The 15,101-nt window shown below is 52.9% G+C and carries 13 protein-coding genes, 8 tRNA genes and 2 rRNA genes; all 23 read left to right on the top strand.

The annotated features are described in order from the left end of the window. Positions 1–209 precede the first annotated feature (209 nt). The 23 genes from GS3922_RS15380 to GS3922_RS15270 all read left to right on the top strand — a co-directional run bounded on the left by GS3922_RS15380 (position 210) and on the right by GS3922_RS15270 (position 14,778). Positions 210–986, top strand: coding sequence for a type III pantothenate kinase (locus GS3922_RS15380; RefSeq protein ID WP_063167030.1), 777 nt, complete (start codon positions 210–212; stop codon positions 984–986). Positions 987–1,000: 14 nt separating this feature from the next. Further along, positions 1,001–1,885, top strand: a complete 885-nt coding sequence (gene hslO / locus GS3922_RS15375) for an Hsp33 family molecular chaperone HslO (protein ID WP_063167434.1) — start codon at positions 1,001–1,003, stop codon at positions 1,883–1,885. An 86-nt stretch (positions 1,886–1,971) separates the two neighbouring features. Next, a complete protein-coding gene (gene cysK / locus GS3922_RS15370) occupies positions 1,972–2,898 on the top strand; it encodes a cysteine synthase A (protein ID WP_063167029.1) in 927 nt (308 codons plus the stop codon). A 116-nt stretch (positions 2,899–3,014) separates the two neighbouring features. Next, positions 3,015–4,436, top strand: coding sequence for an aminodeoxychorismate synthase, component I (gene pabB / locus GS3922_RS15365; RefSeq protein ID WP_063167028.1), 1,422 nt, complete (start codon positions 3,015–3,017; stop codon positions 4,434–4,436). 5 nt (positions 4,437–4,441) lie between these two features. Continuing rightward, on the top strand, positions 4,442–5,017 hold the full coding sequence (gene pabA, locus GS3922_RS15360; RefSeq protein ID WP_063167433.1) for an aminodeoxychorismate/anthranilate synthase component II: 576 nt from the start codon (positions 4,442–4,444) through the stop codon (positions 5,015–5,017). A gap of 7 nt (positions 5,018–5,024) precedes the next feature. Next, on the top strand, positions 5,025–5,900 hold the full coding sequence (gene pabC, locus GS3922_RS15355; RefSeq protein WP_063167027.1) for an aminodeoxychorismate lyase: 876 nt from the start codon (positions 5,025–5,027) through the stop codon (positions 5,898–5,900). Then, positions 5,897–6,751: a dihydropteroate synthase gene (folP, locus tag GS3922_RS15350; protein ID WP_063167026.1), complete on the top strand. Its 855-nt coding sequence runs from the start codon at positions 5,897–5,899 to the stop codon at positions 6,749–6,751. The genes pabC and folP overlap by 4 nt, the downstream gene beginning before the upstream one ends. A 16-nt stretch (positions 6,752–6,767) precedes the next feature. Beyond that, entirely contained in the window at positions 6,768–7,103 is a 336-nt protein-coding gene (gene folB / locus GS3922_RS15345; RefSeq protein WP_335339605.1) for a dihydroneopterin aldolase, read from the top strand. Next, positions 7,104–7,631, top strand: a complete 528-nt coding sequence (gene folK / locus GS3922_RS15340) for a 2-amino-4-hydroxy-6-hydroxymethyldihydropteridine diphosphokinase (RefSeq protein ID WP_063167024.1) — start codon at positions 7,104–7,106, stop codon at positions 7,629–7,631. It begins immediately after the preceding gene. Beyond that, a complete protein-coding gene (locus GS3922_RS15335; RefSeq protein WP_063167023.1) occupies positions 7,583–7,804 on the top strand; it encodes a helix-turn-helix domain-containing protein in 222 nt (73 codons plus the stop codon). The genes folK and GS3922_RS15335 overlap by 49 nt, the downstream gene beginning before the upstream one ends. 15 nt (positions 7,805–7,819) lie before the next feature. After that, a complete protein-coding gene (gene dusB, locus GS3922_RS15330; protein ID WP_063167022.1) occupies positions 7,820–8,821 on the top strand; it encodes a tRNA dihydrouridine synthase DusB in 1,002 nt (333 codons plus the stop codon). Positions 8,822–8,910: 89 nt separating this feature from the next. Then, positions 8,911–10,395: a lysine--tRNA ligase gene (gene lysS / locus GS3922_RS15325; RefSeq protein ID WP_063167021.1), complete on the top strand. Its 1,485-nt coding sequence runs from the start codon at positions 8,911–8,913 to the stop codon at positions 10,393–10,395. Between the two features lie 435 nt (positions 10,396–10,830). Next, positions 10,831–11,481 carry an LbetaH domain-containing protein gene (locus GS3922_RS15320; protein ID WP_063167020.1) on the top strand — a complete coding sequence of 217 codons (651 nt, stop codon included), beginning with the start codon at positions 10,831–10,833 and terminating at the stop codon, positions 11,479–11,481. A 429-nt stretch (positions 11,482–11,910) separates the two neighbouring features. After that, positions 11,911–12,027 (top strand): 5S ribosomal RNA (rrf, locus tag GS3922_RS15315). A gap of 8 nt (positions 12,028–12,035) precedes the next feature. Then, positions 12,036–12,111, top strand: a tRNA-Val gene (locus GS3922_RS15310). A 297-nt stretch (positions 12,112–12,408) separates the two neighbouring features. After that, a tRNA-Lys gene (locus tag GS3922_RS15305) sits at positions 12,409–12,484 on the top strand. Positions 12,485–12,494: 10 nt separating this feature from the next. After that, positions 12,495–12,579 (top strand) — tRNA-Leu (locus tag GS3922_RS15300). An 11-nt stretch (positions 12,580–12,590) separates the two neighbouring features. Beyond that, positions 12,591–12,665: transfer RNA gene (locus GS3922_RS15295), tRNA-Gly, on the top strand. Between the two features lie 15 nt (positions 12,666–12,680). Beyond that, positions 12,681–12,766: transfer RNA gene (locus tag GS3922_RS15290), tRNA-Leu, on the top strand. Between the two features lie 3 nt (positions 12,767–12,769). Next, a tRNA-Arg gene (locus GS3922_RS15285) sits at positions 12,770–12,843 on the top strand. A gap of 4 nt (positions 12,844–12,847) precedes the next feature. Then, positions 12,848–12,921 (top strand) — tRNA-Pro (locus tag GS3922_RS15280). Positions 12,922–12,933: 12 nt separating this feature from the next. After that, positions 12,934–13,006: transfer RNA gene (locus GS3922_RS15275), tRNA-Ala, on the top strand. A 215-nt stretch (positions 13,007–13,221) separates the two neighbouring features. Next, positions 13,222–14,778, top strand: a 16S ribosomal RNA gene (locus GS3922_RS15270). The last annotated feature ends 323 nt before the right edge of the window (positions 14,779–15,101 follow it).

Raw genomic sequence — 15,101 nt, 5'->3', positions numbered from 1 at the left:
CGCCTTTCTCCAAGAAAGATACAAGATATGGCTTTGCAAAAGTGTTCAGTGCGTATAGATCGTGATCAAAAAGGGTGTCCTGTTATCTTCGGGATGCCCTCTTTTTTTGCCATGGCCTGGGGACGGGCCGCCGGTTTTTCCCCCGCAACAAAATAAGGTATGATATGATAAAGAAAGGAATTTATTGAGGAAAAGTGGGGAATGAGGCCATGATTTTTGTGTTGGACGTGGGCAATACAAATACTGTATTAGGGGTTTATGATGGCGATGAGTTAAAGTACCATTGGCGCATTGAGACAAGCCGGGCGAAAACGGAAGACGAGTACGGCATGACGATCAAAGCGCTTTTGAATCATGTCGGCCTGCAGTTTTCCGACATCCATGGCATGATCATCTCTTCCGTAGTGCCGCCGATCATGTTTGCCCTTGAACGCATGTGTTTAAAATATTTCCATATTAAACCGCTTATTGTCGGGCCAGGCATTAAAACCGGGCTTGACATTAAATATGAAAATCCGCGTGAAGTCGGCGCCGACCGAATTGTCAATGCGGTTGCCGGCATTCACTTATACGGCAGCCCGCTCATCATTGTCGACTTCGGGACAGCGACGACGTATTGTTATATTAATGAACATAAACAATATATGGGGGGAGCCATTGCCCCGGGAATTATGATTTCGACAGAGGCGTTGTTTGCGCGGGCGGCGAAATTGCCGCGCATTGAAATTGCCCGCCCGGACGATATTGTTGGCAAAAATACGGTCAGCGCCATGCAAGCGGGCATTTTATACGGCTATGTCGGACAGGTGGAAGGCATCGTTTCGCGAATGAAGGCGAAAAGCAAAGTTCCGCCGAAAGTGATCGCGACCGGTGGCCTAGCGCCGCTCATTGCCGGCGAGTCGGACGTTATTGATGTCGTTGATCCGTTTTTAACGTTGACCGGCCTGAAGCTGTTGTACGAGAAGAATACGGAGAAAAAAGGATGAAAGGCTTGATGAACATGGGAGATTACTTAGTGAAAGCGCTCGCTTATGATGGACAAGTGAGGGCGTATGCAACAAGAACGACAGAGACGGTCGCGGAAGCGCAGCGGCGACACGAGACGTGGCCGACTGCATCGGCTGCGCTTGGCCGGGCGCTGACGGCGGGCGTCATGATGGGGGCGATGCTAAAAGGCGAGGAAACGTTGACGATTAAAATTGATGGCGGCGGGCCAATCGGTGTCATTTTAGTCGACAGCAACGCTAAAGGGGAAGTGCGTGGGTATGTGACCAACCCGCATGTCCATTTTGAGCTGAACGAGCATGGGAAGCTCGATGTCGCGCGGGCGGTCGGCAAAAACGGGATGCTCACCGTCGTGAAAGACCTCGGGCTGCGCGACTTTTTCACCGGACAAGTGCCGCTGATCTCCGGAGAGCTTGGCGATGACTTTACGTATTATTTTGTCTCGTCTGAACAAATTCCATCATCCGTCGGCGTCGGCGTGCTCGTTAATCGGGACTATACGATCCGGGCCGCCGGAGGATTCATCATTCAGCTCATGCCAGGGACGGAAGAAACAACGATCACCCGCATTGAAGAGCGGTTAAAACAAATTCCTCCTGTGTCGCGCATGATTGAAAACGGACTGAGTCCGGAACAAATTGTAGAACAAATTTTAGGAGATGGAGGCGTCCGCGTCCTTGAGACGATGCCGGTTGCATTCGTCTGCCGCTGTTCGCGCGAGCGGATCGCCGATGCCCTCGTCAGCCTAGGGCCGGCGGAAATTCAGGACATTATCGATCAAGAAGGGCAGGCGGAAGCTTCGTGCCATTTTTGCAACGAGACGTACCATTTCGCGAAAGAAGAGCTGGAACAGCTCAAGCAACTCGCCGAAAAAGGATGAAAACATTAAAATGATTGACAATTACGCCAATAACTGATACATTGGAAACAAATTCGATAAAATTAATCGGGATTAGGGGTGGAACCATGGCACGCACAGTCAACTCTATAACGGAACTGATCGGCGATACACCGGCCGTGAAGCTGAACCGCATCGTCGATGAAGACAGCGCCGATGTCTACGTGAAGCTCGAGTTTATGAACCCGGGAAGCAGTGTCAAAGACCGGATCGCGCTGGCCATGATTGAAGCAGCGGAAAAGGAAGGAAAACTGAAACCGGGCGATACGATCGTTGAGCCGACGAGCGGCAACACGGGAATCGGTCTGGCAATGGTCGCAGCAGCGAAGGGATATAAAGCGGTATTGGTCATGCCGGATACGATGAGTTTGGAGCGCCGCAACTTACTGCGGGCGTACGGCGCAGAGCTGGTGCTCACGCCGGGCGCGCAAGGAATGCGCGGGGCAATCGAGAAAGCGGAAGAACTCGTCCGTGAGCACGGCTACTTTATGCCGCAGCAGTTCAAAAACGAAGCGAACCCGGAAATCCACCGCCTGACGACCGGGAAAGAAATCGTCGAGCAAATGGGCGGCCAGCTCGATGCGTTTGTTGCCGGCATCGGTACAGGTGGAACGATTACGGGAGCTGGCCAAGTGTTGCGCGAAACATACCCGAACATTAAAATTTACGCCGTTGAGCCGGCCGACTCGCCAGTCTTGTCCGGCGGCAAACCGGGTCCGCATAAAATCCAAGGAATCGGAGCCGGATTTGTTCCAGATATTTTAGATACAAGCATTTACGACGGCGTCATTACGGTAACAACGGAAGAAGCGTTTGCGGCGGCCCGCCGTGCGGCTCGCGAGGAAGGCATTCTTGGCGGCATTTCGTCCGGTGCTGCCATTCACGCGGCATTGAAAGTGGCGAAAGAGCTCGGCAAAGGGAAAAAAGTGCTGGCCATCATCCCGAGCAACGGAGAACGTTACTTGAGCACGCCGCTTTACCAATTCGAAGACTAAGCAACGTTTTTCGGCAGGGGCAACCCTGTCGAACTTTTTTATGTAGCGATAGTGATATGAGCGGCCACTCATTGTACAATAAGAATAACCATGAACATCATAAGGAGCTGACCAAGATGGAACAACGGCGAAGGCAGCTGAGGCGGACAATCGGTTATCGTGGACGGGATTGGTTTCGCCAGTATGAACAGCTGGCGTACGGCCGACCGCATCACGTGCTGCTGGAGAGCGGCCAAGGGGGGAGATATAGCATTATCGGCCTCAACCCGAGCGGGATCATCCGTGCGACTAAGCAGCGGCTATCCATCACTGATTGCGGAAAAGAAACCATGTTGGACGGGCCGCCACTTGAGTTGCTGCAACAATGGTTTTCACGTTTTTCCGTGCCGGATGAGGGCGAGCCGTTGCCCTGCCAGGGCGGATTGATCGGCTATATCAGTTATGACGCCGTCCGTTACATGGAACGGCTTCCGGAGCTTGCCCGCGACGATTTGCAGCTGCCGTCTATGTATTTTTGGCTGTTTGATGATGTGGTGATTTACGACCATCAAAAACAGCAGCTTCACTTGATCGTCCATGCCGGAGACGGCGAGGAAAGCGATGCCATCCGCCGGCTTGATGCGTATGAGCGGATGTGGCTTGAGGAGCAGAATGAATCGCCAAGCTGGCCGCCCGCAGCTTCGGCAGCCGTTCCGTCCGTTTCGATGACGAGGCGGCAGTTTATTGAGGCGGTCCGGCGCGTACAGCAGTACATTGCCCAAGGCGATGTGTTCCAAGTCAACTTGTCGGTGCGCCAATCTCAGCCGCTCTTCACTCACCCGTTTGCCATCTATAAGCAGTTGCGTGCCATTAACCCGTCACCGTATATGGCATATTTGCAAGCTCCGGAATGCCAAGTTGTGAGCGGTTCGCCGGAGCTGCTTGTCCGCAAGCAAGGAGACCGTTTGGAAACGCGGCCGATCGCTGGCACACGGTCGCGCGGTCGGACGGAGGCGGAGGATGAGCAAATTGCCCGCAAGCTGCTCGCCAGTGAAAAGGAGCGGGCCGAACATGCCATGCTCGTCGATCTTGAACGAAACGATCTCGGGCGCGTCTGTGCATATGGGACAGTCCGTGTCGACGAGTGGATGACGGTCGAACGATATTCGCACGTGATGCATATCGTGTCACACATTTCCGGCACACTCGCCCCAGAACACGATGCGTTTGCCGTGATTCGCGCCATGTTTCCGGGCGGGACGATTACTGGTGCCCCGAAAGTGCGGACGATGGAAATTATCGAAGAACTGGAGCCAGTTCGGCGCGGCTTGTACACCGGCTCCATCGGCTGGATCGATTTTCAAGGCAACATGGAGCTGAACATCGCCATCCGGACGATGGTCGTCAAAGACGGGCTGGCGCATGTACAAGCAGGGGCAGGCATTGTCATCGATTCCAACCCGGAGCATGAATACAAGGAATGTTTGAAAAAGGCGGCGGCCCTTTGGAGGGCAAAAGAGCTGAGCGAAGCGGAGATATTATTTTCGAGCATGAGGTGAGAATGATGATCGTGATGATTGATAATTATGATTCCTTTACGTACAATTTAGTGCAATATTTAGGTGTTCTAGGTGAGGAATTGTTTGTCAAACGCAATGATGAAATCACCGTCGCCGAGATTGAGCGGCTCCGTCCCGATTTTCTGATGATTTCTCCAGGCCCTTGCACGCCGAATGAAGCGGGCGTCAGCCTAGAAGCCATCGCCCACTTTGCTGGAAAAATACCAATTTTCGGCGTCTGTCTTGGCCATCAGGCGATCGCCCAAGCGTTTGGCGGCCGCGTTATCCGCGCTCCAAGGCTCATGCATGGAAAAACGTCGTCCGTTTACCATGACGGGGAAACGATTTTCCGCGGCGTGCCGAACCCGTTTACGGCGACCCGCTACCATTCTCTCATCGTGGAGAAAGAAACACTCCCTCATTGCTTTGTTGTTTCCGCTTGGACGGACGAAGGCGAAGTGATGGCCATTCGTCATAAAACATTGCCAATTGAAGGAGTGCAGTTCCACCCGGAATCGATTATGACCAGCCACGGCATGCAGCTGTTGAAAAACTTTATTGACACGTACAAAAAGGCGTGACGGGCATATGTACGTATATGTCAACGGCAACATTGTCCCGCGTGAGGAAGCGCTTCTCTCGGCGTTTGATCATGGCTTTTTGTATGGGCTCGGTTTGTTTGAAACGTTTCGCACGTACGGTGGCCATCCGTTTTTGCTTGACGACCATTTAGAACGGCTGAACCGCGGTCTATCTGAACTCCGCATCGACAGGCAGTTCAGCCGCGCTGAGGCAGTGAAGATCATCGAGCGGTTGCTCGAGGCAAATGGATTGCGCGACGCTTATGTGCGTTTTGATGTGTCCGCCGGTGTGGGTGATCTCGGCTTGTCGGCCGAACGGTATTTGTGCCCGACCGTCATCGTCTACATGAAGCCGCTGCCGCCGCCCGCTCCTCGGGAAGGGAAAGAAGGGGTCGTGTTAGCCGCGAGGCGGAATAGCCCTGAGGGCCATGAACGGTTAAAATCGCACCATTATTTAAACAATATGATTGGGAAGTGGGAGCTTGGCCATCGTCCCCATGCAGAAGGCATCTTTTTAAACCATGAAGGGGCGGTGGCGGAAGGCATCGTCTCCAATATTTTTTGGGTAAAAGGCGGCGTCGTTTACACTCCAGCGCCCTCTGTCGGCATATTAAACGGTGTCACGAGGCAATTCGTGATCGCTTTGCTCCACGAGTTGAACATCCCGGTTGAAGAGGGGATTTATCCGCTTTCCGATTTGTACGAAGCCGACGAGGTGTTGATCACCAACTCGCTGCAGGAAATTGTGCCGCTTCACCGCGTCGGCCATCGCGTTTACCTTGGGAAAAACGGTTCGGTAACCTGTACGCTGCAACGCCATTACCGCCGCTTTACCGACACATTATGGACGAGGAATGAATTGGCAGAAAGGATGAACCGATGATGATCACAATGACGCGTTCACATGTGCTCAAATGCCGCGGGCACGAGTTCGATTTAGACAAAAAAACATTGATCATGGGCATTGTCAACGTCACGCCTGATTCATTTTCCGACGGCGGCCGATTTTGCGAGGTAGAGAAAGCGGTCGAGCATGCGAAACGGCTTGTGGCGGAGGGAGCGGACATCATTGACATCGGCGGCGAGTCAACCCGTCCAGGAGCGGATCCCGTGCCGCTTGACGAAGAGTTGCGGCGCGTCATCCCAGCGGTAAGAGCGATTGCCAATGAGGTGAATGTGCCGATCTCTGTTGACACATATAAAGCTGAGGTGGCGCGGCAGGCCATCGAAGCTGGGGCGCACATCATCAACGACGTTTGGGGGGCTAAAGCTGATCCGGATATGGCTCATGTTGCTGCCTCGTACGGGGTGCCGATCATTTTAATGCACAATCGCCACGACATGGCATACCGCGATTTGATTCCCGATATGATCGCCGATCTGGAGGAAAGCATTCGCATTGCCAAACAGGCGGGGGTGAAAGAGGAAAACATCATTTTAGACCCAGGCGTCGGGTTTGCGAAAACGTTCGAACACAATCTGGAAGTGATGCGGCGTCTCGATGAGTTTGCCGCCCTCGGCTACCCGCTTTTGCTCGGAACGTCGCGCAAACGGTTTATCGGTCATGTGCTTGACGTGCCCGTTGAAGAGCGGGTTGAAGGTACGGGAGCCACCGTTTGCCTTGGCATCGTGAAGGGAGCGCATATCGTCCGCGTTCATGACGTATTGCCGATCGCCCGCATGGCGAAAATGATGGATGCGATGCTCGGGAAGGGGGAGAGCAGCCATCGATAAAATCTATGTGCGAGAGATGGAGTTTTATGGCTATCATGGAGTGCTTCCCGAAGAACACGTCCTCGGTCAGCGGTTTGTGGTTGACGTGACGCTGGAGCTTGATTTGCGGCCAGCCGGACGGAGCGACTGTCTTGAGCATACGGTCAATTACGCGGATGTGTACGAGCGCTGCCGGGCGATTGTTGAGGAGCGGACATTTGCTTTAATTGAGGCGGTGGCTGAGGCGATCGCGGACGAGCTGCTCACCGCTTTCCTTGTCGTTCAGCGCTGTGCCGTGAGGGTGACGAAGCCGAATCCACCGATCCGCGGACATTACGGGCACGTGGCCGTTGAAATCGTTAGGGGGCGTTAAATGGAAAACATTGCGTATATTGCCCTAGGTTCTAACTTAGGGGATCGTGTCTATTATTTACGTTCGGCCATTGAAGCACTCCATTATTATGAGGGAATTTCTGTAAAATCAAGCTCATCCATCTATGAAACGGATCCGGTCGGCTACGTCCACCAGGATAAGTTTTTAAACATGGTAGTCGAGGTGGCGACGACGTTGTCGCCGTTTGCTTTGTTTGACGTAACACAACAAATCGAACGAGAATTTGGAAGGAAAAGGGAAATTCGCTGGGGGCCGCGCACGTTAGACCTTGACATTTTGCTGTATAATCATGAAAATATTGAAACAGAGCAACTTGTCATTCCGCATCCGCGCATGGCGGAGCGGGCGTTTGTTCTTATCCCGTTGCTCGAAATCAATTCCCATTTAGCAATACCGAACATTTCCGAGCCGTTGACAGACATCATTGATCGACTACCCGACAAAGAAGGAGTTCGCGTATGGAAGCAGAAAGATGGGGAAGACGTATTCGCGCTTTTCGAAAGCTGAAAGGATATACACAAGAAAAGCTGGCTAAGGAACTCGGCATTTCTGTCTCAATCCTTGGTGAAATTGAACGGGGAAACCGGATGCCGTCCGATTCGCTCGTCGGGCAAATCGCTGAACGGTTAAATATATCGGTTGAGGAACTGACACCGCCGAAAATGGAATCGAACAAGTAGAAAGGAGGCGTTTCTATGTTTCGCATTGGCGATGTTGAGATTAAAAATCGCGTCGTGCTTGCCCCGATGGCAGGCGTATGCAATTCGGCGTTCCGCTTGACTGTCAAAGAGTTCGGCGCTGGACTCGTGTGCGCAGAGATGGTGAGCGACAAAGGAATCGTATACAACAATGAAAAGACGTTAAATATGTTATATATCGATGAGCGGGAAAAGCCGCTCAGCCTGCAAATTTTTGGGGGCGAAAAAGAAACGCTTGTCAAAGCGGCGAAATTTGTCGATAAAAATACGAATGCCGATATTATCGACATTAACATGGGTTGCCCAGTCCCGAAAATTACAAATTGTGACGCCGGGGCAAAATGGCTTCTTGACCCGAATAAAATTTATGACGTCGTCGCCGCCATTGTCGAGGCCGTCGAAAAACCAGTCACGGTCAAAATGCGCATCGGTTGGGACGAGCACCATATTTACGCCGTCGAAAACGCCCAAGCGGTCGAGCGCGCTGGCGGCAAAGCCGTCGCTGTCCACGGGCGGACAAGGGTGCAAATGTATGAAGGAAAAGCAGATTGGAACATCATCAAACAAGTGAAAGAAGCGGTCAACATCCCGGTCATCGGCAACGGCGATGTCAAAACGCCGCAAGACGCCAAGCGGATGCTCGAAGAAACCGGGGTGGACGGTGTGATGATCGGACGGGCGGCGCTCGGCAACCCGTGGATGATTTACCGCACCGTTCGTTATTTAGAAACGGGAGAACTCATCCCCGAACCGACGCCGAGAGAAAAAATTGATGTCTGCCTGCTGCATTTGGATCGTTTAATTGCTCTCAAGGGCGAGTATATCGCTGTCAAAGAAATGCGCAAGCACGCCGCTTGGTATTTAAAAGGCATTCGCGGTGCAGCGAAAATCCGCAATGCCATCAACGAGTGCGAGACGCGGGACGAACTAGCCGCCTTGCTGCTTCAAGTCGCAGAGGAAGCGGAACATCAGGCAGCAGCGAACGCCCAAGCCGTATAACAACGGAATGACGTTCATGCAGCGGATGACTGCCAGCACGTGCTGGCAGTATTTTTCGTAAAAAAATCGCTAAATGGAGTGAATGAAGGATGAGCCATGAAGAATTGAACGACCAACTGCGTGTTCGCAGGGAAAAGCTAAAAAAAATCGAAGAGCTGGGTGTCGATCCGTTTGGCAAACGGTTCGAGCGCACGCATAAAGCGGAAGAACTGTTCGAACTGTACGGCGATTTGTCCAAAGAAGAACTCGAAGAGCAGCAAATTGAAGTTGCCGTTGCTGGCCGCATCATGACGAAACGCGGCAAAGGCAAAGCGGGATTCGCCCACATCCAAGACGTTACAGGGCAAATTCAAATTTACGTTCGCCAAGACGATGTCGGCGAACAGCAATACGAGCTGTTTAAAATCTCTGACCTTGGCGATATCGTCGGCGTGCGCGGCACGATGTTCAAAACAAAAGTCGGCGAGCTTTCCATTAAAGTGTCGTCGTATGAATTTTTAACAAAAGCATTGCGCCCGCTGCCCGAGAAGTACCACGGCTTAAAGGACGTCGAACAGCGTTACCGCCAGCGCTATCTCGACCTAATTATGAACCCGCAAAGCAAGCAGACGTTCATCACCCGCAGTCTCATTATTCAATCGATGCGGCGTTATCTCGACAGCCATGGCTACTTAGAAGTCGAAACACCGATGATGCACGCCGTAGCAGGCGGTGCGGCTGCACGTCCGTTCATTACGCACCATAATGCGCTTGATATGACACTCTATATGCGAATCGCCATCGAACTCCATTTGAAACGACTCATCGTCGGCGGTTTGGAGAAAGTGTATGAAATCGGGCGCGTCTTCCGGAATGAGGGCATTTCCACCCGCCATAACCCGGAGTTTACGATGCTTGAACTGTACGAAGCATACGCCGACTTCCGCGATATCATGAAACTGACGGAAAACTTGATCGCCCACATCGCCACAGAGGTGCTTGGCACGACGAAAATTCAATACGGCGACCATATCGTCGACCTAACGCCTGAATGGCGGCGGCTTCATATGGTCGATGCGATCAAAGAGTACGTCGGCGTCGACTTCTGGCGGCAAATGGACGATGAGGAAGCGCGGGCGCTGGCGAAAGAACACGGGGTTGAAGTCGCCCCGCACATGACGTTCGGTCATATTGTCAACGAGTTTTTTGAACAAAAAGTCGAAGCGCAACTCATCCAGCCAACGTTCATTTACGGCCATCCGGTCGAAATTTCGCCATTGGCCAAGAAAAACCCGGACGACCCGCGCTTTACCGACCGATTTGAGCTGTTTATCGTCGGGCGTGAACATGCGAACGCGTTTACAGAACTAAACGACCCGATTGACCAGCGCCAACGTTTCGAAGCGCAGCTGAAAGAGCGTGAACAAGGGAACGATGAAGCGCACGAAATGGACGAAGATTTCCTCGAAGCGCTCGAGTACGGCATGCCGCCAACAGGCGGACTCGGCATCGGCGTCGACCGTCTCGTCATGCTCTTGACCAATTCGCCATCCATTCGCGACGTGCTGCTCTTCCCGCAAATGCGCCATAAATAACAATGATCGTCCCCTGCTACGAACAACGGCAGGGGACGATTTGTTAGGGGAGATCGATTAAAGTAAAGAAGTCGGTTGCTTACCAGTCCCCTAGAAGGCTGGTGATTAAGGGAGCAGGTTGCTTCACCACCTTGTTTCTCAACTTGAAAAGCCTTGTGGTATCAGATTCTCGTTTCACGTCATCCAACGTCAGCTAGGGGAGATCGCTGTTTTTCACCGGCCTTCTAGAAGGCTGGTGATTTAAGGGAGCAAGCCGCTTATCAAGCCCGTTTCTCAAATAGATAAGCCTTGTCGCGTCAGGAGCGCCTTTCAAACGTTCCCCCATTGCTCAAGAGAAACGACCGTTTTTCACCAGCCATCTAGAAAGAAGATCAATACTATGGGGCGGTTGACCTGCATACATTAATAGAGGATTCGAAAGGGAAAAACATAAATGTGAAAGGAGCGGTTTTATTGCTTTCTTATCCGATTCTCTATTACAATCCTCCTGTGGCTGAGGCCGCACAGGTCAGCGCCCCGAAAATCAGCCCAAAGGCGGTCATCGGCGTCGATTCGATGATTATCGGCGACATAACGATTGCTGACGATGTGTTCATCGGCTTTAAAAATTTGTTGCGTGCAGATTCGGGGTATCCGTATTATGTAGGTCCTTATACGAATATCCAAGATTATGTACTCATGCACGTACATCCCGGACGCGAACATGTGAACGTGAACGGCCGAAAATGGGGCGTTTACCTTGAAGGGGAAAACAGCGTCCTGCATCACGCAGCCGTACATGGCCCCCTATTTGTCGGGCGGAATACGTTTATAGGGCAACACGCCAATATTTATGATTCCATAATTGGAAGAAACTGCGTGATCATGCATGGGGCAACCGTAACCAACGGCGTGAAAATCCCTGACAACCGGTTCATCGCTCCAGGAGAAACAGTATGGCAACAGGAACAGGCAGATCGATTGCCGCCTGTCCCAGACCAATGGAAAGACTTAAACCGAAGGATCGTCGATCATTACTACCGCCTTGGTAAATCATATTTGCACCATACACCGCTAGCACTTTCCTATGGCGCACATCGACACTGATTTTTATTTAACCTCTGTCCGAAATTCATCTCCCACTTCTAAACGGAGTGAAAATGGGAGACGAATTTCGGTTCAATCTCAAAAAGGAAGGCCTGGAACAGTTAGGTATGGCCTAACTGGATGTCGAACCGTGGGGCACACGGGGATCGCTCGGTCAACTTCCTGTCGTTAGACGGGATTACCCGAGAAGCTCCCACCTCTAAGTGTTAGCGTAGGTGGTGGAAGTATATCACATATTGACTTTTAGCTATAGAATATATAAAATAAACGACGTTGCTTTTAGTAATAAAACAAAAAACGAAATAAGTTGACAAACCTCATTTAACATGCTATATTATGATAGCATACGGAAACGTCAACAATGATATTCAAAGAGTGTTGACAAACAAACAAATTTAATTATAATATAACTTGTCTGTTAGATAATTGCCTAGTGATGATAGCGGAGAGGAAACACCCGTTCCCATCCCGAACACGGAAGTTAAGCTCTCCAGCGCCGATGGTAGTTGGGGCCAGCGCCCCTGCAAGAGTAGGTCGTCGCTAGGCAATACTGTGGAGGATTAGCTCAGCTGGGAGAGCACTTGCCTTACAAGCAAGGGGTCGGCGGTTCGATCCCGTCATCCTCCACCACTTTGATCTACTCTTCTATTATGAGCCATTAGCTCAGTAACGAGCGCTGCATCTTTGAGTTCGCTGCGAGTTGCCTCGACGCACTGAGCTTCCTTGAAACAGCTAGTAGAGGAAGAGGCAGGTAGAGCTCATCAGTACGTAGAGTGTTATGATCAACTATGAGCCATTAGCTCAGTAACGAGCAATACATCTTCGAGTTAACTGCGAGTTGCCTTGACGCATCGAGCTTCCTTGAAACAGCTAGTAGAGGAAGAGGCAGGTAGAGCTCGTGAGTACGTAGAGTGTTATGATCACTATGAGCCATTAGCTCAGTAGGTAGAGCATCTGACTTTTAATCAGAGGGTCGGAGGTTCGAGTCCTCCATGGCTCACCAAAATTGATTTGCGGGTGTGGCGGAATTGGCAGACGCGCTAGATTCAGGGTCTAGTGCCCTTTACGGGCGTGGGGGTTCGAGTCCCTTCACCCGCATGATTATCCGAGCGGAAGTAGTTCAGTGGTAGAACACCACCTTGCCAAGGTGGGGGTCGCGGGTTCGAGTCCCGTCTTCCGCTCCATTTATTTGCCTATTAGCCGGGGTGGCGGAATTGGCAGACGCACAGGACTTAAAATCCTGGGGTAGGTAACTACCGTGCCGGTTCGAGTCCGGCCCTCGGCACTTGCGCTCGTAGCTCAATTGGATAGAGCATCTGACTACGGATCAGAAGGTTAGGGGTTCGAATCCTCTCGAGCGCGTTAGCGGGAAGTAGCTCAGCTTGGTAGAGCACATGGTTTGGGACCATGGGGTCGCAGGTTCAAATCCTGTCTTCCCGATAGTGGATATACGGGGCCTTAGCTCAGCTGGGAGAGCGCCTGCTTTGCACGCAGGAGGTCATCGGTTCGATCCCGATAGGCTCCATCCTCGTTCCTTGAAAACTGAACGAAACGAAGCGCAACGAAAAGCTGAGGCCGCCCGCCTATCGGCGAAACGCGCTAGAGGGCCTGCGAGGAGGCTATCGCCGCCGCAGCAGGACCGAAGCGTCGCGAGCCGATGGCGGCCGAAGCTAGACAATACGAAAAGCTGAGGCCGCGGCGCCTTTGGTGCTGAGGCCGAAGCCAAAGCCAATCAACTTTCTATTGGAGAGTTTGATCCTGGCTCAGGACGAACGCTGGCGGCGTGCCTAATACATGCAAGTCGAGCGGACCGAATGAGAGCTTGCTCTTGTTTGGTCAGCGGCGGACGGGTGAGTAACACGTGGGCAACCTGCCCGCAAGACCGGGATAACTCCGGGAAACCGGAGCTAATACCGGATAACACCGAAGACCGCATGGTCTTCGGTTGAAAGGCGGCCTTTGGCTGTCACTTGCGGATGGGCCCGCGGCGCATTAGCTAGTTGGTGAGGTAACGGCTCACCAAGGCGACGATGCGTAGCCGGCCTGAGAGGGTGACCGGCCACACTGGGACTGAGACACGGCCCAGACTCCTACGGGAGGCAGCAGTAGGGAATCTTCCGCAATGGACGAAAGTCTGACGGAGCGACGCCGCGTGAGCGAAGAAGGCCTTCGGGTCGTAAAGCTCTGTTGTGAGGGACGAAGGAGCGCCGTTTGAACAAGGCGGCGCGGTGACGGTACCTCACGAGAAAGCCCCGGCTAACTACGTGCCAGCAGCCGCGGTAATACGTAGGGGGCGAGCGTTGTCCGGAATTATTGGGCGTAAAGCGCGCGCAGGCGGTTCCTTAAGTCTGATGTGAAAGCCCACGGCTCAACCGTGGAGGGTCATTGGAAACTGGGGGACTTGAGTGCAGGAGAGGAGAGCGGAATTCCACGTGTAGCGGTGAAATGCGTAGAGATGTGGAGGAACACCAGTGGCGAAGGCGGCTCTCTGGCCTGTAACTGACGCTGAGGCGCGAAAGCGTGGGGAGCAAACAGGATTAGATACCCTGGTAGTCCACGCCGTAAACGATGAGTGCTAAGTGTTAGAGGGTCACCCCCTTTAGTGCTGCAGCTAACGCGATAAGCACTCCGCCTGGGGAGTACGGCCGCAAGGCTGAAACTCAAAGGAATTGACGGGGGCCCGCACAAGCGGTGGAGCATGTGGTTTAATTCGAAGCAACGCGAAGAACCTTACCAGGTCTTGACATCCCCTGACAACCCAAGAGATTGGGCGTTCCCCCTTCGGGGGGACAGGGTGACAGGTGGTGCATGGTTGTCGTCAGCTCGTGTCGTGAGATGTTGGGTTAAGTCCCGCAACGAGCGCAACCCTTGCCTCTAGTTGCCAGCATTCAGTTGGGCACTCTAGAGGGACTGCCGGCGAAAAGTCGGAGGAAGGTGGGGATGACGTCAAATCATCATGCCCCTTATGACCTGGGCTACACACGTGCTACAATGGGCGGTACAAAGGGCTGCGAACCCGCGAGGGGGAGCGAATCCCAAAAAGCCGCTCTCAGTTCGGATTGCAGGCTGCAACTCGCCTGCATGAAGCCGGAATCGCTAGTAATCGCGGATCAGCATGCCGCGGTGAATACGTTCCCGGGCCTTGTACACACCGCCCGTCACACCACGAGAGCTTGCAACACCCGAAGTCGGTGAGGTAACCCTTACGGGAGCCAGCCGCCGAAGGTGGGGCAAGTGATTGGGGTGAAGTCGTAACAAGGTAGCCGTACCGGAAGGTGCGGCTGGATCACCTCCTTTCTAAGGACGAAAAGCGGAGGCCGCCCGCCTATCGGCGAAACGTGCTGGAGGGCCTGCGAGGAGGCTATGCCGCCGCAGCAGGACCGAAGCGTCGCGAGCCGATGGCGGCCGGAGCTAGACAGTACGAAAAGCGGAAGCGCCGCGATTGGCTCTCGAAGTCAAATGTTCTTCACCCGCAGGGGTGCTTGCACCCCGAGGGGGAAGGTTATTTGGCAGAAGAGAGCCAGGCGCTGGAGCTAGACAATACGAAAAGGGAAGGCCGCGAACGACCGACCATTAACAAATCGCGCTTTCGTTTCGTTCAGTTTTGAAGGAATGAGAAT

This window comes from Geobacillus subterraneus, from assembly GCF_001618685.1.
In the GTDB taxonomy this organism is placed as follows: domain Bacteria; phylum Bacillota; class Bacilli; order Bacillales; family Anoxybacillaceae; genus Geobacillus; species Geobacillus subterraneus.
Note: the sequence above shows the minus strand (reverse complement) of the source record. Positions and strands in the feature narration are given on the sequence as shown.